15 protein-coding genes and 3 rRNA genes are annotated in these 21,461 nt (G+C 68.1%); 16 read left to right on the plus strand and 2 right to left on the minus strand.

The window, feature by feature from the left end; all coding sequences use genetic code 11:
* Positions 1-29: 29 nt before the first annotated feature.
* From argG to M6B22_RS20970, 9 genes are all read left to right on the plus strand, one after another.
* A complete protein-coding gene (argG, locus tag M6B22_RS20930; RefSeq protein WP_269443508.1) occupies positions 30-1,472 on the plus strand; it encodes an argininosuccinate synthase in 1,443 nt (480 codons plus the stop codon).
* Positions 1,465-2,925, plus strand: coding sequence for an argininosuccinate lyase (argH, locus tag M6B22_RS20935; protein ID WP_269443509.1), 1,461 nt, complete (start codon positions 1,465-1,467; stop codon positions 2,923-2,925). The genes argG and argH overlap by 8 nt, the downstream gene beginning before the upstream one ends.
* Before the next feature lie 2 nt (positions 2,926-2,927).
* Positions 2,928-3,554, plus strand: a complete 627-nt coding sequence (locus tag M6B22_RS20940) for a DNA-3-methyladenine glycosylase (protein WP_269443510.1) — start codon at positions 2,928-2,930, stop codon at positions 3,552-3,554.
* Between the two features lie 4 nt (positions 3,555-3,558).
* A complete protein-coding gene (tyrS, locus tag M6B22_RS20945; RefSeq protein WP_269443511.1) occupies positions 3,559-4,809 on the plus strand; it encodes a tyrosine--tRNA ligase in 1,251 nt (416 codons plus the stop codon).
* A 608-nt stretch (positions 4,810-5,417) separates the two neighbouring features.
* Positions 5,418-6,936 (plus strand): 16S ribosomal RNA (locus M6B22_RS20950).
* A 366-nt stretch (positions 6,937-7,302) separates the two neighbouring features.
* Positions 7,303-10,423 (plus strand): 23S ribosomal RNA (locus M6B22_RS20955).
* 116 nt (positions 10,424-10,539) lie between these two features.
* Positions 10,540-10,656: ribosomal RNA gene (gene rrf / locus M6B22_RS20960) — 5S ribosomal RNA — on the plus strand.
* Together the 16S, 23S and 5S rRNA genes form the textbook arrangement of a ribosomal RNA operon.
* 747 nt (positions 10,657-11,403) lie before the next feature.
* Positions 11,404-11,991: a tetratricopeptide repeat protein gene (locus tag M6B22_RS20965; RefSeq protein WP_269443512.1), complete on the plus strand. Its 588-nt coding sequence runs from the start codon at positions 11,404-11,406 to the stop codon at positions 11,989-11,991.
* A gap of 106 nt (positions 11,992-12,097) precedes the next feature.
* A complete protein-coding gene (locus M6B22_RS20970) occupies positions 12,098-12,469 on the plus strand; it encodes a single-stranded DNA-binding protein (protein ID WP_269443513.1) in 372 nt (123 codons plus the stop codon).
* Here the strand turns inward: M6B22_RS20970 and M6B22_RS20975 are convergent.
* Positions 12,426-13,706, minus strand: coding sequence for a DUF1015 domain-containing protein (locus tag M6B22_RS20975; protein ID WP_269443514.1), 1,281 nt, complete (start codon positions 13,704-13,706; stop codon positions 12,426-12,428). The genes M6B22_RS20970 and M6B22_RS20975 overlap by 44 nt on opposite strands.
* 46 nt (positions 13,707-13,752) lie before the next feature.
* On the opposite strand from M6B22_RS20975, the gene M6B22_RS20980 reads away from it, so the two are divergent.
* On the plus strand, positions 13,753-14,868 hold the full coding sequence (locus M6B22_RS20980) for an HAD-IIA family hydrolase (RefSeq protein ID WP_269443515.1): 1,116 nt from the start codon (positions 13,753-13,755) through the stop codon (positions 14,866-14,868).
* Between the two features lie 11 nt (positions 14,869-14,879).
* Here the strand turns inward: M6B22_RS20980 and M6B22_RS20985 are convergent, their stop codons facing one another.
* Positions 14,880-15,218: an alkyl sulfatase C-terminal domain-containing protein gene (locus M6B22_RS20985; RefSeq protein WP_269443516.1), complete on the minus strand. Its 339-nt coding sequence runs from the start codon at positions 15,216-15,218 to the stop codon at positions 14,880-14,882.
* Positions 15,219-15,429: 211 nt separating this feature from the next.
* Here M6B22_RS20985 and M6B22_RS20990 point away from each other — a divergent pair, with 211 nt between their 5' ends.
* The 6 genes from M6B22_RS20990 to M6B22_RS21015 are packed head-to-tail and all read left to right on the plus strand — an operon-like array spanning position 15,430 to position 21,447.
* A complete protein-coding gene (locus M6B22_RS20990) occupies positions 15,430-15,690 on the plus strand; it encodes a hypothetical protein (RefSeq protein ID WP_269443517.1) in 261 nt (86 codons plus the stop codon).
* 40 nt (positions 15,691-15,730) lie between these two features.
* Positions 15,731-16,543 carry a TlyA family RNA methyltransferase gene (locus M6B22_RS20995; RefSeq protein WP_407935566.1) on the plus strand — a complete coding sequence of 271 codons (813 nt, stop codon included), beginning with the start codon at positions 15,731-15,733 and terminating at the stop codon, positions 16,541-16,543.
* Positions 16,540-17,442, plus strand: coding sequence for an NAD kinase (locus tag M6B22_RS21000; protein WP_269443519.1), 903 nt, complete (start codon positions 16,540-16,542; stop codon positions 17,440-17,442). Before M6B22_RS20995 ends, M6B22_RS21000 begins: the two co-directional genes overlap by 4 nt.
* A 52-nt stretch (positions 17,443-17,494) precedes the next feature.
* Positions 17,495-19,306, plus strand: coding sequence for a DNA repair protein RecN (gene recN / locus M6B22_RS21005; RefSeq protein ID WP_269443520.1), 1,812 nt, complete (start codon positions 17,495-17,497; stop codon positions 19,304-19,306).
* 51 nt (positions 19,307-19,357) lie between these two features.
* Complete coding sequence (steA, locus tag M6B22_RS21010; protein WP_269443521.1) at positions 19,358-20,536, plus strand: putative cytokinetic ring protein SteA; 1,179 nt, start codon at positions 19,358-19,360, stop codon at positions 20,534-20,536.
* A complete protein-coding gene (locus M6B22_RS21015; RefSeq protein WP_269443522.1) occupies positions 20,533-21,447 on the plus strand; it encodes a copper transporter in 915 nt (304 codons plus the stop codon). The genes steA and M6B22_RS21015 overlap by 4 nt, the downstream gene beginning before the upstream one ends.
* The last annotated feature ends 14 nt before the right edge of the window (positions 21,448-21,461 follow it).

Here is a 21,461-nt window from a genome sequence, read left to right on the forward strand (position 1 = left end):
CGCCCCGACAACGCAGGAGACACATCGCAGTGAGCAAGGTCCTCACCTCCCTACCGGCCGGCGAGCGCGTCGGCATCGCGTTCTCCGGCGGCCTCGACACCTCGGTGGCGGTCGCCTGGATGCGTGCCAAGGGCGCCGTCCCGTGCGCCTATACCGCCGACATCGGTCAGTACGACGAGGCGGACGTCTCCGGAGTCCCGGCGCGCGCGCTGCAATACGGCGCCGTGCTGGCGCGGGCGGTCGACTGCCGCCGCGAGCTGGTCGAGGAGGGCTTCGCGGCATTGGCGTGCGGCGCCTTCCACATCCGCTCCGCCGGCCGGGCCTACTTCAACACGACCCCGCTCGGACGCGCCGTCACCGGCACCATGCTGGTGCGCGCGATGGCCTCTGACGACGTGCACATCTGGGGCGACGGTTCGACGTTCAAGGGCAACGACATCGAGCGCTTCTACCGGTACGGCCTGCTGGCAAATCCCGCGCTGCGGATCTACAAGCCGTGGCTGGACGCCGACTTCGTCAGCGAGCTGGGCGGCCGCACCGAGATGAGCCAGTGGCTCGTCGAGCACGAGTTGCCGTACCGCGACAGCCAGGAGAAGGCGTACTCCACCGATGCCAACATCTGGGGCGCCACCCACGAGGCCAAGACCCTCGAACACCTGGACGTCTCGCTCGAGACCGTCGAGCCGATCATGGGCGTCAAGTTCTGGGATCCCGCGGTGACGATCGAACCCGAGCAGGTGACGCTGCGCTTCGTGAGCGGCCGGCCGGTCGCGATCAACGACGTGGCGTACGACGACCCGGTCGAGCTGGTCAGGCAGGCCAACGCCGTCGGCGGCCGGCACGGACTGGGAATGTCCGACCAGATCGAGAACCGGATCATCGAGGCGAAGTCACGCGGCATCTATGAAGCACCCGGCATGGCGTTGCTGTGGATCGGGTACGAGCGGCTGCTCAACGCGATCCACAACGAGGACACCATCGCGAACTACCACGTCGAGGGACGGCGGCTGGGGCGGCTGCTGTACGAGGGCCGCTGGCTGGACCCGCAGTCGCTGATGCTGCGCGAGTCGATCCAGCGGTGGGTCGCCTCCCTCGTCACCGGCGAGGTGACCGTCCGGCTGCGTCGCGGCGAGGACTACTCGGTCCTGGACACGCGCGGCCCGGCGTTCTCCTACCATCCGGACAAGCTGTCCATGGAGCGCACCGAGAACGCCGCGTTCGGCCCGGTCGACCGGATCGGCCAACTGACCATGCGCAACCTCGACATCGCCGACTCACGAGCCAAGCTCGAGCAGTACGCCGCGCAGGCGGGCACGCAGCTCGAACGCACTTACCTGTTCGGCGAGTTGGAGCCCGGCGTGCTCGCCGAGGGCGGAGCCGACCAGATCGCCGCGAACCCGGCTGCCGAGGGCGACCACGGGTCCGACGACACCGCCCTGGACAGCGCGGCGATGGAGCTCGGCGTTGACTGACGAACGGGTGAGCCTGTGGGGTGGGCGCTTCGCCGGCGGTCCGGCCGATGCGCTCGCCGCTCTGTCGCTGTCCACCCATTTCGACTGGCGGCTGGCCCGCTACGACCTCGCGGGCTCCCGGGCACACGCCCGGGTGCTGCACGGTGCCGGCCTGCTCACCGACGCCGAACTCACCGAGATGCTCGCCGGCCTGGCCGCGCTCGACGCCGACGTCGCGTCCGGGCAGTTCGGACCGGATCCGGCGGACGAGGATGTGCACACGGCCCTCGAGCGCGGGCTGCTGCTGCAGGTCGGTGCCGAACTCGGTGGCCGGCTGCGCGCCGGCCGATCGCGCAACGACCAGATAGCGACGCTCATCCGCATGTACCTGCGCGACGAGGCGCGTTCGCTCGCGGCCGGGACCCTGACGGTCATCGCAGCCCTGGCCGAGCAGGCGCGGCGGCACCACGGCGTGGCCATGCCCGGTCGGACGCACCTGCAGCACGCCCAGCCGGTGCTGCTGTCGCACCACCTGCTCGCGCACTGCTGGGCCCTGCTGCGCGACGTGGACCGCTTCCGCGACTGGGACGGGCGCGCCGCGCGCAGCCCGTATGGGGCCGGGGCGCTCGCCGGCTCCTCGCTCGGGCTCGACCCGCAGGCCGTGGCTGCCGAGCTCGGGTTCGACGGCGCCTGCGAGAACTCGATCGACGCGACGGCATCGCGGGACGTGGTCGCCGAGTTCGCGTTCGTGACCGCGATGCTCGCGGTCGACCTGTCGCGCATCGCCGAGGAGGTCATCCTCTGGTCGACCAAGGAGTTCTCCTTCGTCAGCCTGGACGACGCGTACTCGACCGGCTCGTCCATCATGCCGCAGAAGAAGAACCCGGACGTCGCCGAACTGGCGCGCGGCAAGGCCGGGCGGTTGATCGGGGACCTCGCCGGGTTGCTCGCGACGCTCAAGGGCCTGCCGCTCGCGTACAACCGGGACCTGCAGGAGGACAAGGAACCGGTCTTCGACGCGATCGACAACCTGCACCTACTGCTTCCCGCGATGGCCGGCATGATGCGCACGTTGACCTTCCACACCGAGCGACTCGAGCAGCTCGCTCCGCAGGGGTTCTCACTGGCGACCGACATCGCCGAGTGGCTGGTGCGCCGCCGCGTGCCGTTCCGCATCGCACACGAGGTCGCCGGCGAGTGCGTGCGCGTGTGCGAGGACAGGGGCATCGAGCTCGACCAACTCGGCGATGCCGACTTCGCTGCGATCTCCCCGCGCCTGACGCCCGGGGTGCGCGCCGTGCTGACGGTCGGCGGCTCGCTGGCCTCGCGAAGTTCGTACGGCGGCACGGCGCCCGACCGGGTGGCCGAGCAGGCGGGCCTGGTCCACGAGGCGATCGAGCGGGCCCGCAGTTGGACCGCCGCGGCTTCGGCCGGGGTCGCTCCTGCCGGTGCTGCTCAGCAGCCGCGGGGCTGACGGTGCCGGTTTCCCGGGACCGGCTGGGCCGCCCGGCGGTGCAGCTGGCGCCCCGGCTGCTCGGTGCTGTGCTGGTCTCCACGCTCGGCCAGGCCACTGTCGCGCTGCGGCTCACCGAGGTGGAGGCGTACCAGGGGCTCGACGATCCGGCCTCGCATGCCTACCGCGGACGCACGCTGCGCACCGCGGTGATGTTCGGACCGCCTGGTCACCTGTACTGCTACTTCAGCTACGGCATGCACTGGTGCGCGAACATCGTCTGCGACGTGGACGGCCGCGCCTCGGCGGTACTGCTGCGCGCCGGCGAGGTGATCGACGGTATCGAGACGGCGTTCTCGCGCCGCCCGGCGGCTCGCAGCGAACGCGACCTGGCACGCGGCCCCGCCCGGCTTGCCGGTTGCCTCGGCCTCAACGGCACCGCCAACGGGTCGGACCTGTGTGCTGCGACCTCCGCCGTGCAGTTGCAGAGCATGCCGTCACGCCGCGCACGCGGTGTCCAGCAGGGGCCGCGGGTCGGGATCAGCGCTGCGGCCGAGCGGCCGTGGCGGTTCTGGCTGTCCGGCGAGCCGTCGGTGTCGGTCTTCAAGGCAGGTGGACGTACGCGACAGCGCACCGACCGGCAGACTTAGCCAGGTGAGCGACGAGACGAACCTTCCCGGCACACTCCCGGAACACCTGCGCGAGGCCTATGAGGTACTGGCGTCCGGGGCTGCCCAGATCCTGCCCGCGGACGGACTCGCCGAGCGGCTGCGTGCGGCCGATCGGGAGGGGCGTCCGCTGCGGGTGAAGCTCGGGATCGACCCGTCCGGAAGCGACCTCACCCTGGGGCACGCGGTCGTGCTGCGCAAGCTGCGCCAGTTCCAGGACTTCGGGCACACGGCGGTTCTCGTCGTCGGCGGCTTCACCGGCCAGGTCGGCGATCCGTCCGGCCGTACCGCGACCCGGGTGGCGCAAAGTGCCGAACAGGTCGTGGCGAACGCGACCGGCTACTTTGACCAGCTCATGCAGATCCTGGACCGCGAGCATGCCGAGGTGGTCAACAACGCCGACTGGCTGGGCACGATGGACCTGGCCGAGTTGCTCGGCTACACCAGGCAGGTCACGGTCGCCCAACTGCTCGAGCGCGACGACTTCTCCCGGCGGTTCGCCGCGAACCAGCCGATCACCCTGAGCGAGTTCTTCTATCCGCTTCTGCAGGGGATCGACTCGGTCGCGATCCACGCGGACATCGAACTCGGCGGAACCGATCAGACCTTCAACAACCTGGTGGGCCGGGAACTGCAGCGCTCGCGCGGGCAGGCGCCCCAGGCCGTCCTCACCGTGCCGCTGCTGGTGGGGACCGACGGCGTGGAGAAGATGGGCAAGTCGCTCGGGAACTTCATCGGGATCCGCGAGCCCGCCGGCGAACAGTTCGGCAAGTTGATGAGCGTGCCGGACAGCGTGGTCGGCAGGTACGCGCGACTGTGCACCGCCCTGCACCCGCGGGAGGTCGACGAACTGGAGCACCAGGTCGCGGCCGGCGGCAGCGGCGCGAATCAGGCCAAGCGGCGCATGGCTCGCGCGGTCGTCGCGCTGTATCACGGCGCAGCGGCTGCACGTGTGGCCGAGGAGCAGTTCGACGCGGTCTTCAAGCGCCATGAGGTGCCCACCGACGTGCCCACCTTCGCGTTGCCCGACGGCGACCCGATCCACCTGCCCGCGTTGATGGTGTCCGCCGCCGTTGCGGCGAGCACCAGTGCGGCGCGCCGCGACATCGACGCCGGTGCGGTCCGGATCGACGGGGAGCCGTTGTCGGCGCGCCAGTACGACCATCCGCGCAGCGCCCTCGCCGGCCGTGTCCTGGCAAACGGCAAGCGCCGGGCCGTCCGGTTGCGCGAGCCGTGATCGTGCGGCCAGGGGTGCCTCAGGTCACAAGACCGAACCCTGCGCGGCCGCCGAAGAAAGCAAGCTGCCTGGCGCGGCAAACCCCGACAAACACTGGCTTGCCGGCCGGGTGGCCCCCGATTTGACTCGCCGCCTGCGGCCTGACTAATCTTCTCCTTGTTCGACGCACGGAGCCACGACGGGCCGGCCGGGAGACCGGCAGGGCACCGAGGGAGCCGGTCGAACATCCCCCAAGCGCGACGCGCCGCGGCCCGGTCTGATCCGGCAGCCGTGTGCGGCGACCAAGCGGGAAGCCGGGCGGAGCTGGGGCGGTTTGACCCAGCGGAAACGACCGGGTAGCGTGACTCGGGTTGCCCCTGAACGGCTCGAAAGGGCCGGGACGGTGTGCGTCCGCTCCTTGAGAACTCAACAGCGTGCCGAAAGTTAGTGCCATGAAATAACTCTCGTCCACGCAACTCGGCCTTGCGCCGGAGTGCGTGAAAGAGATTCCTTTGGTACATACGAGTTAAAAGAAACACCCAGCTCGGATGAACCAGTGATTGACACCGTCGCCAAGACGGTAACTTTCTGTGACGACTATCCGGGTTCGCCCGGTTGTCATACATACCTACACGGAGAGTTTGATCCTGGCTCAGGACGAACGCTGGCGGCGTGCTTAACACATGCAAGTCGAGCGACGCTCCTCCTTCGGGAGGAAGACGGAGCGGCGAACGGGTGAGTAACACGTGGGCAACCTGCCCCTAGCTCTGGGATAACCCCGGGAAATCGGGACTAATACCGGATATGAAGTCGGAGGGCATCCTCTGACTTGGAAAGTTTTTCGGCTAGGGATGGGCCCGCGGCCTATCAGCTTGTTGGTGGGGTAACGGCCTACCAAGGCGACGACGGGTAGCCGGCCTGAGAGGGCGACCGGCCACACTGGGACTGAGACACGGCCCAGACTCCTACGGGAGGCAGCAGTGGGGAATATTGCACAATGGGCGAAAGCCTGATGCAGCGACGCCGCGTGAGGGATGACTGCCTTCGGGTTGTAAACCTCTTTCAGCAGGGACGAAGCGAAAGTGACGGTACCTGCAGAAGAAGCACCGGCCAACTACGTGCCAGCAGCCGCGGTAATACGTAGGGTGCAAGCGTTGTCCGGAATTATTGGGCGTAAAGAGCTCGTAGGCGGCTAGTCGCGTCGGCTGTGAAAACCTGGGGCTCAACCCCGGGCCTGCAGCCGATACGGGCTAGCTAGAATTCGGTAGGGGAGACTGGAATTCCTGGTGTAGCGGTGAAATGCGCAGATATCAGGAGGAACACCGGTGGCGAAGGCGGGTCTCTGGGCCGACATTGACGCTGAGGAGCGAAAGCGTGGGGAGCGAACAGGATTAGATACCCTGGTAGTCCACGCCGTAAACGGTGGGCGCTAGGTGTGGGCCACATTCCACGTGGTCTGTGCCGCAGCTAACGCATTAAGCGCCCCGCCTGGGGAGTACGGCCGCAAGGCTAAAACTCAAAGGAATTGACGGGGGCCCGCACAAGCGGCGGAGCATGTGGCTTAATTCGATGCAACGCGAAGAACCTTACCTAGGCTTGACATGCAGGGAAATCTCATAGAGATATGAGGTCCGTAAGGGCCTTGCACAGGTGGTGCATGGCTGTCGTCAGCTCGTGTCGTGAGATGTTGGGTTAAGTCCCGCAACGAGCGCAACCCTCGTCCTATGTTGCCAGCGAGTAATGTCGGGGACTCATAGGAGACTGCCGGGGTCAACTCGGAGGAAGGTGGGGATGACGTCAAGTCATCATGCCCCTTATGTCTAGGGCTGCACACATGCTACAATGGCCGGTACAAAGGGCTGCGATACCGCAAGGTGGAGCGAATCCCAGAAAGCCGGTCTCAGTTCGGATTGGGGTCTGCAACTCGACCCCATGAAGTCGGAGTCGCTAGTAATCGCAGATCAGCAACGCTGCGGTGAATACGTTCCCGGGCCTTGTACACACCGCCCGTCACGTCACGAAAGTCGGTAACACCCGAAGCCGGTGGCCCAACCCTTGTGGAGGGAGCCGTCGAAGGTGGGATCGGCGATTGGGACGAAGTCGTAACAAGGTAGCCGTACCGGAAGGTGCGGCTGGATCACCTCCTTTCTAAGGAGCACTTGGCCGGCTTGATAAGAGCCTTGGCCCAGAAGGCCTCATCGTGAGCGAACGTCCCACGGAGGCTGCTCAAGGGTGGAACACTAACTAGTTCGCGTGAGCGGACGTCCGGCGAGTCAGTACAGTTGCCTTCGGGCAACAGGAACCTCGCGCCGGTCGCCGTGATCGCGTAGGCACGCTGTTGAGTCCTGAGGGAGCGGAAAGCTTCGCCCTCAGGACTTCTCGCATCTGCGGGAAGTCAGAACGTGTCCGGCCTTCTCGGTCGTCGAACGGCCTGCCTGCGGGCGGGTACGCGATGAGTCGCCGCGAGGGCCGCCCGTACCTTGAGAACTGCACAGTGGACGCGAGCATCTTTGTGGCCAAGTTAATAAGGGCGCACGGTGGATGCCTTGGCACCAGGAGCCGATGAAGGACGTAGGAGGCTGCGATAAGCCTCGGGGAGCTGCCAACCGAGCTTTGATCCGAGGATTTCCGAATGGGGAAACCCGGCAGGAGTCATGTCCTGTCACCCATACCTGAACACATAGGGTATGCGGAGGGAACGTGGGGAAGTGAAACATCTCAGTACCCACAGGAAGAGAAAGCAACCGCGATTCCGTTAGTAGTGGCGAGCGAAAGCGGAAGAGGCCAAACCACATACGCGTGATAGCCGGCAGGCGTTGCGTATCTGGGGTTGTGGGGCCGTTTGGCTGGTTCTGCCGAACCAGCAGGGAGTAAGAAAGCGTCGTAGTTAGTCGAAGGACTTGGGAAGGTCCGGCATAGAGGGTGATACCCCCGTAGACGAAAACTCGACGCCTCCCGAATGTCACCCCAAGTAGCAGCGAGCCCGTGAAATTCGCTGTGAATCTGGCGGGACCACCCGCTAAGCCTAAATACTCCCTGGTGACCGATAGCGGACAAGTACCGTGAGGGAAAGGTGAAAAGTACCCCGGGAGGGGAGTGAAATAGTACCTGAAACCGCGCGCCTACAAGCCGTTGGAGCGTCGCCATGCCTTGCGCATGGTCGTGACAGCGTGCCTTTTGAAGAATGAGCCTGCGAGTTAGCGTTACGTGGCGAGGTTAACCCGTGAGGGGTAGCCGTAGCGAAAGCGAGTCCGAATAGGGCGAATTAGTCGCGTGATCTAGACCCGAAGCGAAGTGATCTACCCATGGCCAGGTTGAAGCGCGGGTAAGACCGCGTGGAGGACCGAACCCACCAGGGTTGAAAACCTGGGGGATGAGCTGTGGGTAGGGGTGAAAGGCCAATCAAACTTCGTGATAGCTGGTTCTCCCCGAAATGCATATAGGTGCAGCGTCGCGTGTTTCTTGCCGGAGGTAGAGCTACTGGATGGTCTAGGGGGCCCACAAGCTTACCGAAATCAGCCAAACTCCGAATGCCGGTAAGTGAGAGCGCGGCAGTGAGACTGCGGGCGATAAGGTTCGTAGTCGAGAGGGAAACAACCCAGATCACCAGCTAAGGTCCCTAAGCGTGTGCTAAGTGGGAAAGGATGTGGAGTCGCATAGACAACCAGGAGGTTGGCTTAGAAGCAGCCACCCTTGAAAGAGTGCGTAATAGCTCACTGGTCAAGTGATTCTGCGCCGACAATGTAACGGGGCTCAAGCACACCACCGAAGCTGTGGCATTCGTACGTTAGCCCGCCGGTCGTCCTCGGACGGCCGGCCAGGTGTACGGATGGGTAGGGGAGCGTCGTGTGCCGGAGGAAGCGGCGGGGTGACCCAGCCGTGGACGGCACACGAGTGAGAATGCAGGCATGAGTAGCGAAAGAGGAGTGAGAAACTCCTCCGCCGAATGACCAAGGGTTCCTGGGCCAGGCTAATCCGCCCAGGGTAAGTCGGGACCTAAGGCGAGGCCGACAGGCGTAGTCGATGGACAACGGGTTGATATTCCCGTACCCGCAAAAGAGCGCCCATGCTGAATCTAGGGATGCTAAGCGCCAGAAGCCGCGGCGACCTTCGGGTCAATGTGGTGGATCGCGCGACCCTAACTAGTAGTAGGCAAGCAATGGGGTGACGCAGGAAGGTAGTCGTACCAGTCAGTGGTAATACTGGAGCAAGCGTGTAGGGCGTTGTGTAGGTAAATCCGCACAACATGTGCCTGAGACGTGACGCATAGCCGATTGCGGCGAATTCGATGATCCTATGCTGCCGAGAAAAGCCTCTAGCGAGCTCTTAGCGGCCCGTACCCCAAACCGACACAGGTGGTCAGGTAGAGAATACCGAGGCGATCGAGAGAACCATGGTTAAGGAACTCGGCAAAATACCTCCGTAACTTCGGGAGAAGGAGGGCCCGCCAGCGTGACGGAACTTGCTTCCCGAGCGTTGGCTGGCCGCAGAGACCAGCGAGAAGCGACTGTTTACTAAAAACACAGGTCCGTGCGAAGTAGTAATACGATGTATACGGACTGACGCCTGCCCGGTGCTGGAACGTTAAGGGGACGGGTTAGCACTTCGGTGCGAAGCTCAGAACTTAAGCGCCAGTAAACGGCGGTGGTAACTATAACCATCCTAAGGTAGCGAAATTCCTTGTCGGGTAAGTTCCGACCTGCACGAATGGCGTAACGACTTCTCGACTGTCTCAACCATGGACTCGGCGAAATTGCACTACGAGTAAAGATGCTCGTTACGCGCGGCAGGACGGAAAGACCCCGGGACCTTTACTATAGTTTGATATTGGTGCTCGGTTCGGCTTGTGTAGGATAGGTGGGAGACTGTGAAGCTGGCACGCCAGTGTCGGTGGAGTCAACGTTGAAATACCACTCTGGTCGAATTGGGTGTCTAACCTCGGTCCGTAATCCGGATCAGGGACAGTGTCAGATGGGTAGTTTGACTGGGGCGGTCGCCTCCCAAAAAGTAACGGAGGCGCCCAAAGGTTCCCTCAGCCTGGTTGGCAATCAGGTGTCGAGTGCAAGTGCACAAGGGAGCTTGACTGTGAGACAGACATGTCGAGCAGGAGCGAAAGCTGGGACTAGTGATCCGGCACCGGCTAGTGGAAGCGGTGTCGCTCAACGGATAAAAGGTACCCCGGGGATAACAGGCTGATCTTCCCCAAGAGTCCATATCGACGGGATGGTTTGGCACCTCGATGTCGGCTCGTCGCATCCTGGGGCTGGAGTCGGTCCCAAGGGTTGGGCTGTTCGCCCATTAAAGCGGCACGCGAGCTGGGTTTAGAACGTCGTGAGACAGTTCGGTCCCTATCCGCCGCGCGCGCAGGAGATTTGAGAAGAGCTGTCCTTAGTACGAGAGGACCGGGACGGACGAACCTCTGGTGTGCCAGTTGTTCCACCAGGAGCACTGCTGGTTGGCTACGTTCGGAAGGGATAACCGCTGAAAGCATCTAAGCGGGAAGCTCGCTTCAAGATGAGATCTCCCATCCTTTATGGAGTAAGGCCCCCGGCTAGACCACCGGGTTGATAGGCCGGAAGTGGAAGCGTGGTAACACGTGCAGCTGACCGGTACTAATAGGCCGAGGACTTGCCACATACTTCAACTCGCGGGCCTCGTGCCCGCGGGCTTGCTACGCGTCCACTGTGCGGTTCCCGAGGTACGGTCCTGCGCCGGCTGCGGCCGGCGTCGCGGACCATATCTCCATAGAGTTTCGGCGACCATAGCGAGAGGGAAACGCCCGGTCCCATCCCGAACCCGGAAGCTAAGCCTCTCAGCGCCGATGGTACTGCGCGGGCCACTGCGTGGGAGAGTAGGACGTCGCCGGACACAATTTATGACGAGGGTCGTCCGGGTTCGCCGGACGGCCCTCGTCATATTCGTCGTGATAGCTAGTTCGGGATGGTAGAGACAATGGCCCAGGGCTCGGGAAGTTCGCGCCGCAAGTATCCGGGAGCGGCGCGGGCTGCGCGGCCTGCGCGGCCCGGCCAGCCGAGACAAACGTCGTCTCGCGCCACAGCCGCAGGGGGAGCCGAAAGGCGTTCCGGCGGAGCGCCGGCTCGTGGCGAGCGGCCCGCGTACGGTGATCGCCCGGCTCGCAGTGATCGCCCGGCTCGTGGCGAGCGGCCGGCTCGTGGCGAGCGGCCCGCGTACGGTGATCGCCCGGCTCGTGGCGAGCGGCCCGCGTACGGTGATCGCCCGGCTCGTGGCGAGCGGCCCTCTTACGGTGATCGGCCCGCGTACGGTGATCGCCCGGCTCGCAGTGATCGTCCGGCTCGTGGCGAGCGGCCCTCTTACGGTGATCGGCCCGCTCGCAGCGGCCGGCCCGGCGCGGATCACGCCGGCCGGTCGAGCGGCCCGCGCGCGGGCGTCCCACGGCGGAGGCCGACGGTCGCCGGGCACGACCGGCATCCGGACCGCGACACGCACCAGCGGCGCGCACCTCGCGTCGCTGAGTTCGATCCGACGCGTGGGCGTTCCGGCGGTCCCCGTGGGACTCGCAAGGTCGAGCTGCCGATTCCTGATCACATCGATATCACGATGCTCGACCGCTCGGTACGCGCCGAACTCCGGTCTTTGAGCAAACCGAACGCCGACGCGGTCGCCGGCCATCTCGTCGCGGCCGGCCTGGCCCTGGACAGCGATCCGAAGCGTGCCCTGGAGCATGCTCACGCCGCGCGCGGGCGCGCCGCCCGTGTGGCCGCGGTGCGCGAGGCGGTCGGTGTCGCCGCGTATCACGCCGAGGAGTGGGCCGAGGCAATCACCGAGTTGCGCACCGCGCGGCGAATCTCCGGCGATCCACGCAACCTGCCGCTGCTCGCCGACTGCGAGCGCGCCCTCGGCCGGCCCCAGCAGGCGCTGCGAATGCTCAGCGATCCTGGCGTCGGCCGCCTGGACCCGGAAACGCGGGCCGAACTGTTCATCGTCGTCGCTGGCGCCCGCCGCGACCTCGGCCAGCTCGACGCGGCTCTCGCCGTGCTGGCCCGCGGCGGTCTGGACAAGGACCGACCTCGGCCCGGCGCTTTGCGGCTCTGGTACGCCTACGCCGACGCGCTCGAAGCTGCCGGACGGACGGGTGAGGCCGCCGAATGGTTCGCCGCGGCCGCGGGCCTGGACACCGACGGTGACACCGATGCGGTCGACCGGGCAGCGGCGCTGCTCTAAGCACATCGGTCCGACAAGTCCGCCACGGTATCCACACTGAGCGTGTCGTCCACAGTCGCGGGCGATCAAGCCTCCCGCGCCCGGGCTTCGGACGAGCATGATCGCCATGGACTCGAGGACATCGTCATCATTGTGGTCCCGCGACGACAATCAGGTGTTTCTGCGTGGACGGCTGGCCGCGGCACCCGTGCTGCGCACCCTCCCCAGCGGTGATGAGCTCTGCACCTTCCGGCTGACCGTCGCCCGCCCACCGGGCGATCGGGCGCGTGTCGACAGCGTGGACTGCGCGAGCACGCGGGTCCGCGTCCGGCGCAGCGTGGAGCGGGCCGAGCCGGGCGACGAGCTGGAGGTCACCGGAAGCCTGCACCGTCGCTTCTGGCGCTCGCCGGCCGGGCTGGGCAGCCGCTACGAGGTCGCGGTAGGCACGGCACGGGTCAGTGCCCGGCAGGCCCGGCTTCGTCAGCGAACAGGCGCATGACCAGCCCGGACGCCGGCTTCGGGGTGAACAGCGTGGACTTGCGGGGCATCCGTCCGCCCGCAGCCGCGACCGCCGCCACTGCCGCCACCGGTGTGGGCCGCAGCAGGACCGCTGTGCCGCCGGTTCGAGCCGCCTCGGCGAGCGCCTCGGTGACGCTATGTGCGTAACCCACGTGGTCGACGTCGTCCGGAATCGCCCACACCGTCCCCACCAGGGTGCGGTGCAGCACGGTCACGTCGAGTTCGGCCAGCGCGGGAACTCCGCCCGCCTCGACAGATGCCTCGGCCAGCTTGGCGTGGTTGTCGGCAAGCAGCACGGTGCGCTGGGCGTCGGCGAGCACTGCGGCGAATCCGCTCGTCTGCCCGGCAAGCTGCAAGCCGGCTTCCGGATCGGCAACCTCAATCGTCGCGCACCAGCCGTCAGTGCGGTCCAGAAGTGCGGGCAGCCCGATCCCGACCACGACGCGGTGAATCGCATGGACCTGCGGGCCGTAACTGGAGGAATCCACCAGCAACGCCAGGCCCCGGTCCCACGGGCCGGGGCCACGCTCGGTGTCCCAGAGCTCCTGAAGTTCGCGGTAGGTCGCGTACCGGTGATGGCCGTCCGCGATCAGCGCCCGGCGGCCGCGAAGGTCCGCGCCGATCACCGCAAGATGTTCTGGATCCGTCAAGGCCCAGAGCCGATGCGTGATGCCGTCGGGCGTCGTCGTCTGCGCGATCGCATCCTCGGGCCTGACCTGCGCGACCGCATCCGATGCGGCGCCGCCGCCGTCGTAAACCAGATAGATCGGCTCGAGATTCGACTCGGTCGCGATCATGAGGGCGAGCCGGTCAGCAACCGGTCCCGCCATCGTGTTCTCGTGCGGAAGGATCACGTTGTCCGCCGGATCGCGCAGCTCGACGGCGCCGATCAAGCCGCGCGTGGTCGCCCGGCCGTCGGTCAGCTCGTACACATACAACGCCGGATCGGCGTCTGTGGCGTAGAGGCCGCGCTGTCGGGCGGCTTGGAGTTGATGCGCGGCTACCTGATATCGATCCCGCCCTTCGGCTTCCCCCTCATCGGACGGAAGGATGAGCGCGACCGCGTTGTCCGGGTCGGCCTCGAGCAGCGCCGTGCGCTCGGCGTCGTCGATCACGTCGTAGGGCGGGCAGAGCAACTGGCCCAGCCGCGACGCATCGACCGTCGGTCGCAGCGCGCGGAACGGATGCAGCGCCAGGCCGGCGTCGGGTGTGCTCATGGAAGGCGATCGTACGCAGCGCGGGGCACATGGAATCATCCGACACATGCCGGCACCGACCCACTCAGGACTGCTCGGCTCGGCGGTAGCGCTGGCCGAACGCTACGACGTCGCTCTGCTGGATCTGGACGGCGTGGTCTATGTCGGTCAGGCGGCCGTCAAAGGAGCGCCCGCCGCGTTGGCCGAGGTCCGGCAGCGGGGTATGCGCCTCGCGTTCGTGACGAACAACGCCGCCCGTCCGCCTGCCGTAGTCGCAGCGCACTTGACCGAGCTGGGTATCCCAGCCGTGGCTGCCGAAGTCACCACCTCGGCCCAGGCCGCGGCGCACTACCTGGCCGAGCGGCTGTCCCCCGGAGCGCGCGTCCTGGTCGTAGGCACCGTAGGCCTGACGGAGGCGCTCGCCGAGCGCGGATTGGTGCCCGTCGAGCGGGACGACGAGACCGTTGCTGCCGTGGTGCAGGGCTTCTCGCCCGATCTCGACTGGGGTCAGCTCGCCCAGGGCAGCTTGGCCATCAACCGCGGTGTGCCGTGGGTGGCAACGAACGTCGATCCGACGGTTCCATCGCCCCTCGGGCGACTGCCCGGAAACGGTTCTTTGGTGGCCGCCCTGCGCCATGCCACCGGAGTGGAGCCGGTGGTCACCGGCAAACCCGACCCCACGATGCATCAGGAGTCGGTCGAGCGGTCCCGCGCGACGTCGCCGATCGTGGTGGGTGACCGGTTGGATACCGACATCGAGGGTGCCAACGCCGTGGGCTGCGCCAGCTTGCTCGTCTTCAGCGGCGTGACCACCGTGCCCGACCTGCTGGCCGCGCCGCCGCAGCTGCGGCCCGACTACCTTGCGGCGGACGTGGGCGGGCTGCTCACCCCACACCCTGCGGTGGAACGTGTGGCGGATCAGGTCAGCTGCGGCCGGTGGACGGTGCGCGCGGCACAGGGCGGCGGGTGCGTGCTGACTACCGCGGAGGGCGGCCAGAGCCTGCCCACGCCGGCCGCGGGCGATGCGGCCGGCGGCGAGTCGGTTGCGTGGGCGGACGATGATCTGGACGCAGCGCGCGCACTGTGCGTGGCATCGTGGGCCGGGCTCGGCGGCGGCGCAGCCGGATGCGGGTCCCGCGGCGTGGCGGCCGAGCGGGTGCTCGCCCGGTTCGGGCTGGCCTGACCGGCCGCACCTCAGAAGATGGTGCGCAACTTGATCAGGTCGAACACGCTGGCGTGAACCTTGACCCGGCCGCTCGCCCAAGCCGAGCCCAGGTGCAGTTCGCCGGCGACCAGGCGGATCAGGTCGTCGCTGCTCATCGACAGCCGCACCTGCGCCTCCTTGCTGTCCACCCGGCGGATGTCGGTCAGCGTGCCGTCCTGAAGGCGCCCGGCGAAGATGACGCCGAGATCGGGGAGTGCGCACGAGAGCGAGCGATCGAACGCCGCGGTGCTCCGCGTATCCGAGTCCGCACCCGCCAGGCGTTCGGCGAGCGCATGGAAGGCCCGTTCGCACTCGGCGACGCTCGCCACATCATCACCCCAGCTCGGTCGGCCGCCCACAGCGTCGCCCGGCGGGGCCGGGCGAGCCGACGCTACCGCACTCCGCGGCACGGTAGCGTTTGACTCGATCGGTGGCCGCGACCTGGCTGGACGGGCAGTTCGCCAGGCGCACCGGCCAGACGCCAGGGCGGCGCCGGGCAACGACCGTGCACCGCACGACAGTGCCTGAGGAAGGAGCACCGTGACCTCCGCAGAGTGGTCCGCGCCACCAGATCCCGACCGGCCGGCACCGGCCGCGGCACCGGCACCGGCACGCGACGCCGACCCGGCCGGACCGGCGAGCCACGAGCCGTCGCCGCGTCAGGACGAGCCCGCGCCCGCGGTGGCCGAGTTGGCCGAACTGGACAGCTTGGACGAGCGACCCTTGGCCGAGCACGCGGACGTCTTCGGCCGGGTGCATGCGCAACTGCAGGCCGCGCTCGCCGAGGTCGACGGCAGCTGAGCACGAGGATCACCCGGGGCGGAGCAGGGAGCACCAGGCAGTGGGACGACGTGTGCAACGCTTGGACGCTGAACTCGTGCGTCGCTCGCTTGCTCGCTCCCGAGAGCATGCCGCATCCCTCATCGCCGCCGGCCGCGTCCAGGTGCGTGGCGTGACCGCAAGCAAGCCGGCCACCGGGGTCGAGCAGGGCACGGCGTTGCGCGTGGTCGACGACGATGACGATCCGGGCTATGTCTCGCGCGGCGGGCACAAGCTCGCCGGGGCGCTCACCGCGTTCGGTGCCGTCCGGGTGAGCGGGAAACGCTGCCTCGACGCGGGTGCCTCGACCGGCGGGTTCACCGACGTGTTGCTCCGCGCCGGGGCCGCGGAAGTGGTCGCGGTCGACGTCGGGTACGGGCAACTGGCGTGGCGGCTCGCCTCGGACGACCGCGTCCGGGTGATCGACCGGACCAACGTCCGCCATCTCGGTCCCGACCAGATCGGCGGCCCGGCGCAGCTCACAGTCGCCGATCTGTCCTTCATCTCCCTCGAACTGGTGTTGCCGGCGCTGACTGCGTGCACCACCCCGGACGGCGATCTGCTCCCGATGGTCAAACCGCAGTTCGAGGTCGGCAAGCAGCGTCTCGGCGCCGGCGGCGTCGTGCGCGAGCCACAGTTGCGCGCCGAGGCCGTGACCGCCGTCGCGGCGGCGGCAGCAGCGCTGGGCTGGCACGCCGCGGGCGTGTGTCGCAGCCCGCTGCCCGGGCCGTCCGGCAACGTGGAATTCTTCCTATGGCTGCGGCGCGAGGTGTCCCAGCCGTTGACCGAGGCCGACATCGCGGCCGCGGTGACGATGCCGACGGAGGCGCGATGAGGTCCGTGTTGCTGATCGCGCACACCTCGCGCGAGCAGATCACCTCACTCGCGACGCGAACCGCCGACCGGCTGCTCACCGAGGGGTTTCAGGTGCGCATGCTGCCGGGTGAGGCGGCGGCCGTCGCTGCGGACGTCACGGTCGAACCGGTTGAACGCGCCGCCGCCGGTGCCGAGCTGGTGCTGGTCTTCGGCGGCGACGGCACCTTCCTGCGCGCGGCCGAACTGGCGCGTCCGGCCGCAGTGCCCATGCTCGGCGTCAACCTCGGTCACGTGGGCTTTCTCGCCGAGGCCGAGCCGCACGCCCTCTCGGACACCGTCGATGCGGTGGTGAACCACAGTTACACGGTCGAGGAGCGGGTCACGGTCGACGCCGAAGTCGTCGTCGACGGCGCGGTGCAGGCCCGGGCCTGGGCGCTGAACGAAGCGTCCCTGGAGCGCACCAACCGCGAGCGGATGCTCGAGGTGGGCGTCGCCGTCGACGGCCGGCCGCTGCTGCGCTTCGGCTGCGACGGGGTGTTGTGCTCGACACCGACGGGCTCGACGGCGTACGCATTCTCGGCGGGCGGCCCGATCATGTGGCCGAACGTCGACGCGCTGCTCGTGGTGCCCAACGCGGCGCACGCCCTGTTCTCGCGGCCGATCGTGGTCGCGCCCGACTCGACGGTGGAGATCGAGCTGCCGCGCGACGGGCACGACGGCGTCCTGAGCTGCGACGGACGCCGCTCGGTGCCGGTGCCATCCGGTGCGCAGGTCCGGTTGCGGCGCGGCGAACTCCCGGTGCGGATCGTCCGGCTCGGGCGGTGGAGCTTCGCCGACCGGCTGGTCAGCAAGTTTCAGCTGCCGGTGCGCAGTTTCCGCGACGCCGCACCGCCACCGGACGACCTGGTCGCGGAATGAGGATCTGGGCACCTGGGCGAGCGTGCCGGTCGCAGAAGGCGAAGTAGCGCTGGTGTTGGAGGAACTGCGGATCCGCGGGCTCGGCGTCATCGACGACGCGGTCCTGCCGTTGGGCAGCGGGTTGACCGTCGTCACGGGCGAGACCGGAGCCGGCAAGACGATGGTGGTCAGCGGGCTGCTGCTGCTGTTCGGCGGCCGTGCCGACTCGGCCCGGGTCCGGGCCGGAGCCGATCAGGCGTGCGTAGACGGCCGGGTCGAGGTGGCTGCGGGTTCACCGGCGGCGGACCGCGTGCTGGCCGCAGGTGGCGAGCTCGACGACGGCATCGGGCTGGCGCTGCGGCGCACGGTGACCGCGGCCGGGCGCTCGCGGGCCTACGTGGGCGGAGCCCCGGCACCGGTGTCCGTGCTCGCCGACCTGGCCGAGCAGTTGCTCGTGGTGCACGGGCAGTCCGATCAGCTGCTGCTCACCCGTCCGGCCAACCAGCGTGCGGCGCTGGACCGCTTCGCCGGCCTCTCGACCGACGCCTTCCGCGCGAGCTTCGAGCAGTGGCGGGCCGCCGAGCGCGCGCTGAGCGAACGGACCACGCGCGCCGCCGAACTGCGCCGCGAGGCCGGCCTGCTCGAGCACGGGCTATTGGAGATCGAACAGTGTGACCCGCAGCCAGGAGAGGACGCCGAACTGGCCGCGCTTGCCACGCGCCTGGCGCACGCCGACGCGTTGCGGCTGGCCGCACGCAGTGCCCATGACGCCCTGCTGGGCGACGCGGACAGCCCGATGGCCGACTCGCCGGACGTCGGCTCGCTCGTCGGCAGCGCATCCCGAGCCCTCGGTCAGGTCGCCGGGGCCGACGCCGAACTGGACGCCCTCGCCGGCAGGTTGACCGACCTGTCCGCACTCATCCTGGATCTCGGTGCCGAGTTCGGCTCCTACGCCGAGCAGTTGGACGCGGACCCGGCCAGGCTGGAGCAGGTCGAGGGGCGTCGGGCGGTGTTGGCCGAACTGGTGCGCAAGTACGGCACCGCGGCCACGGACGGGGTAGCCGGCGTGCTGGCGTGGTCCGCGCAGGCTGCGGCGCGGCTGGCCGAGATCGACGTGTCGGACGAGGCGATCGCCGCGCTCACCGCGCGCCGGGATGCGGCCGCCGCGCGGACGGCCGAGCTGGCCGCCGAGCTGCGCGCTGCGCGGCACTCGGCGGCGCGCGCGCTGGCGACTGCCGTCACCGCCGAGCTGGCCGGGCTCGCGATGGCCGGCGCACAGTTCACTGTCTCGGTGGCGCCGCGGGTGGCCACGGCCGGTACGGCGGCGCTCCCGGTCGACGGCGACCCGGCCGGCGTGGGCCCGGACGGCGCGGACGAGGTCGAGTTCTGCCTCCGGTCGCACGCCCACGCACCGGACCTGCCGCTCGCCCGCGGAGCTTCCGGCGGTGAGCTGTCCCGCGTCATGTTGGCCGTCGAGGTGTGCCTGTCCGACAGTGAACCGGTACCGACCATGGTGTTCGACGAGGTCGACGCCGGTGTCGGCGGGCGCGCTGCGGTCGAGGTCGGACGGCGACTCGCCCGGCTGGCGCGGGACCGTCAAGTGATCGTGGTCACCCACCTCGCGCAGGTCGCCGCGTTCGCCGACCGGCAGGTCGTGGTCGACAAGCCCGAACGGGCTGGGAGCAGGGTGGTCGCGAGCGATGTCCGGGTCGTGGCAGGGGACGAGCAGGTCGCGGAACTGGCGCGGATGCTGGGCGGGACGGATTCCGGAGCCGCCCGCGAGCACGCCGCCGAACTGCTGGCCGCGGCGCTCGCCGATCGGGCCGAATCACCGTCGCGCGAAGGCCGGTCGCGCGGAGGGAAGGCTGTGAAAAGCAGGCGCTGACCCGCGTGGCGCAGGAGAACAGGTCACGATTCGGGTGGCACCATGGCAGCTATGAAGCTTGCCACGCTGCGCCGCCGTACCTACGGCCTGCCCGGCATCAGCGGGGTGGCGCGCCTGGACCGCCGCACGACCCGGCTGGCCGGCCGGCTCAACCCGGGTGACATCGCGATCATCGACCACGTCGACCTGGACCGCGTCGCGGCCGGGGCACTTGTCGCCGCGAAGCCGGCCGCCGTCGTGAACGCCCAACCCAGCATCTCCGGCCGCTATCCGAACCTCGGGCCTGACCTGATCGTGGCCAGCGGCATTCCGCTGCTCGACAACGTCGGAAGCGAGATCTTCGCGGCGGTCAAGGAAGGCACCCGGATCCGGCTGGACGGCGACCTCGTGTACGTCGGCGAGGCCCCGGTGGCGAAGGGCACCGCTCAGGACACCCAGACCGTCGCGGCATTGATGAGCGAGGCGAAGTCCGGCCTGTCCGCGCAGCTCGAGGCGTTCGCCGTGAACACGTCGGAGTACATGAGTCGCGAGCGCGAGCTGCTGCTCGACGGCGTGGGCGTCCCGGACGTCCGCACCAAGTTCGCCGGCCGCCATGTGCTGGTGGTAGTCCGCGGCTACGACCACGCCGCCGACCTCAAGGCGCTCAAGCACTACATCCGTGAGTTCAAGCCGATCCTGGTCGGCGTCGACGGCGGCGCGGACGCGCTGCTGGAAGCCGGTCACAAGCCGCACATGATCGTCGGCGACATGGACGCGGTTTCCGACGCCGCGTTCGCGACCGGCGCCGAGGTCGTCGTGCACGCATATCCGGACGGTCGCGCACCCGGGCTCGCGCGCGTGCAGGACCTGGGCATCGACGCGGTCACCTTCCCGACGTCGGGTACCAGTGAGGACGTCGCGATCCTGCTCGCCGACGAGAAGGGCGCCGACCTGATCGTCGCGGTGGGAACCCACGCAACGCTCACCGAGTTCCTGGACAAGGGCCGCAGCGGGATGGCCTCGACGTTCCTGACCCGGCTGCGGGTGGGCGGCAAGCTGGTGGACGCGAAGGGTGTGACCCGGCTGTACCGCAGCCGCATCTCCTCCGCCGCCTTGCTGCTGCTGGTGATCGCGGCGCTGCTCGCGGTCGTCGCCGCACTCGCGGTCTCGGACTCCGGCCGCACCTACCTGAACAACTTCGACTCGACCTGGAACGACTTCGTCAACTGGATACAGGACCTGTTCTCGTGATCTCCTTCCGCTATCACCTGGTTTCCATCGTCGCGGTGTTCCTAGCACTTGCCGTCGGCATCGTCGTCGGGACCACGGCGCTCAACGGGCCGGTCACCACCGACCTGCGAAAGCAGGTCAACACCCTCAAGGGCGAGCGCGCCGACCTGGCCAAGCAGGTGAAGACGCTGCAGAACCAGGTCGACAACGCCGGTCAGTTCGCCACCACCTTCGGTTCGCAACTGGTCACCGGAACGCTGAAGGACAAGTCGGTGCTGCTGATCGGCCTGCCGGGCGCGACCACCGGTACCCAGGACGGCATCGCTGCTGAGCTCACCGCCGCCGGTGCCACGATCACCGGGCACCTTCAGCTGGCACACGACTACGTCGACCAGTCGGGAGCGAGCAACCTGTCCAGCCTGGTGACCGGATCGCTGCACCCGGTCGGGCTGACGCTGCCGGAGACGAGCGACGCGCGCTTACTCGGGGCCGCCACCTTGGCCTACGTGCTGCTGGGCTCCGGCCAGCCGACCGACCTCAAGTCGGTGCTGAGCGCGTTCTCCGCCTCGCACCTGATCACCTCGGACCCGAAGGGGATCGAGCCGGCGAAGATGGTCGTGGTCGTCGGCACCGGCACGATCGCCAAGGACGACTACGTCGGTGCTGCCGAGGTCGATCTGGTGAACGCGCTGCAGAGCAAGGGCGGCCAGGTCGTCGTCGCCGGCGACACGGGCTCGGCGCTCGGGGGTGGCGTGGTCGCCCTGGTGCGCAGCAGCGCGGCCAAGGCGGCGGTGTCCACTGTCGACAACGCCAACAGTGCGTTCGGGCAGGTCTCCACCACGCTCGCACTCGCCGACGCCGCGAACTCGCGGGTCGGTCACTACGGCACCGCGCCCGGCGCCGACGCGCTGTTTCCGACCCCTTCGGGCTGAGCCGACGAGACCCG

Origin of the sequence: Jatrophihabitans cynanchi (genome assembly GCF_027247405.1) — a bacterium.
Taxonomy (GTDB): Bacteria; Actinomycetota; Actinomycetes; order Mycobacteriales; family Jatrophihabitantaceae; genus Jatrophihabitans_B; species Jatrophihabitans_B cynanchi.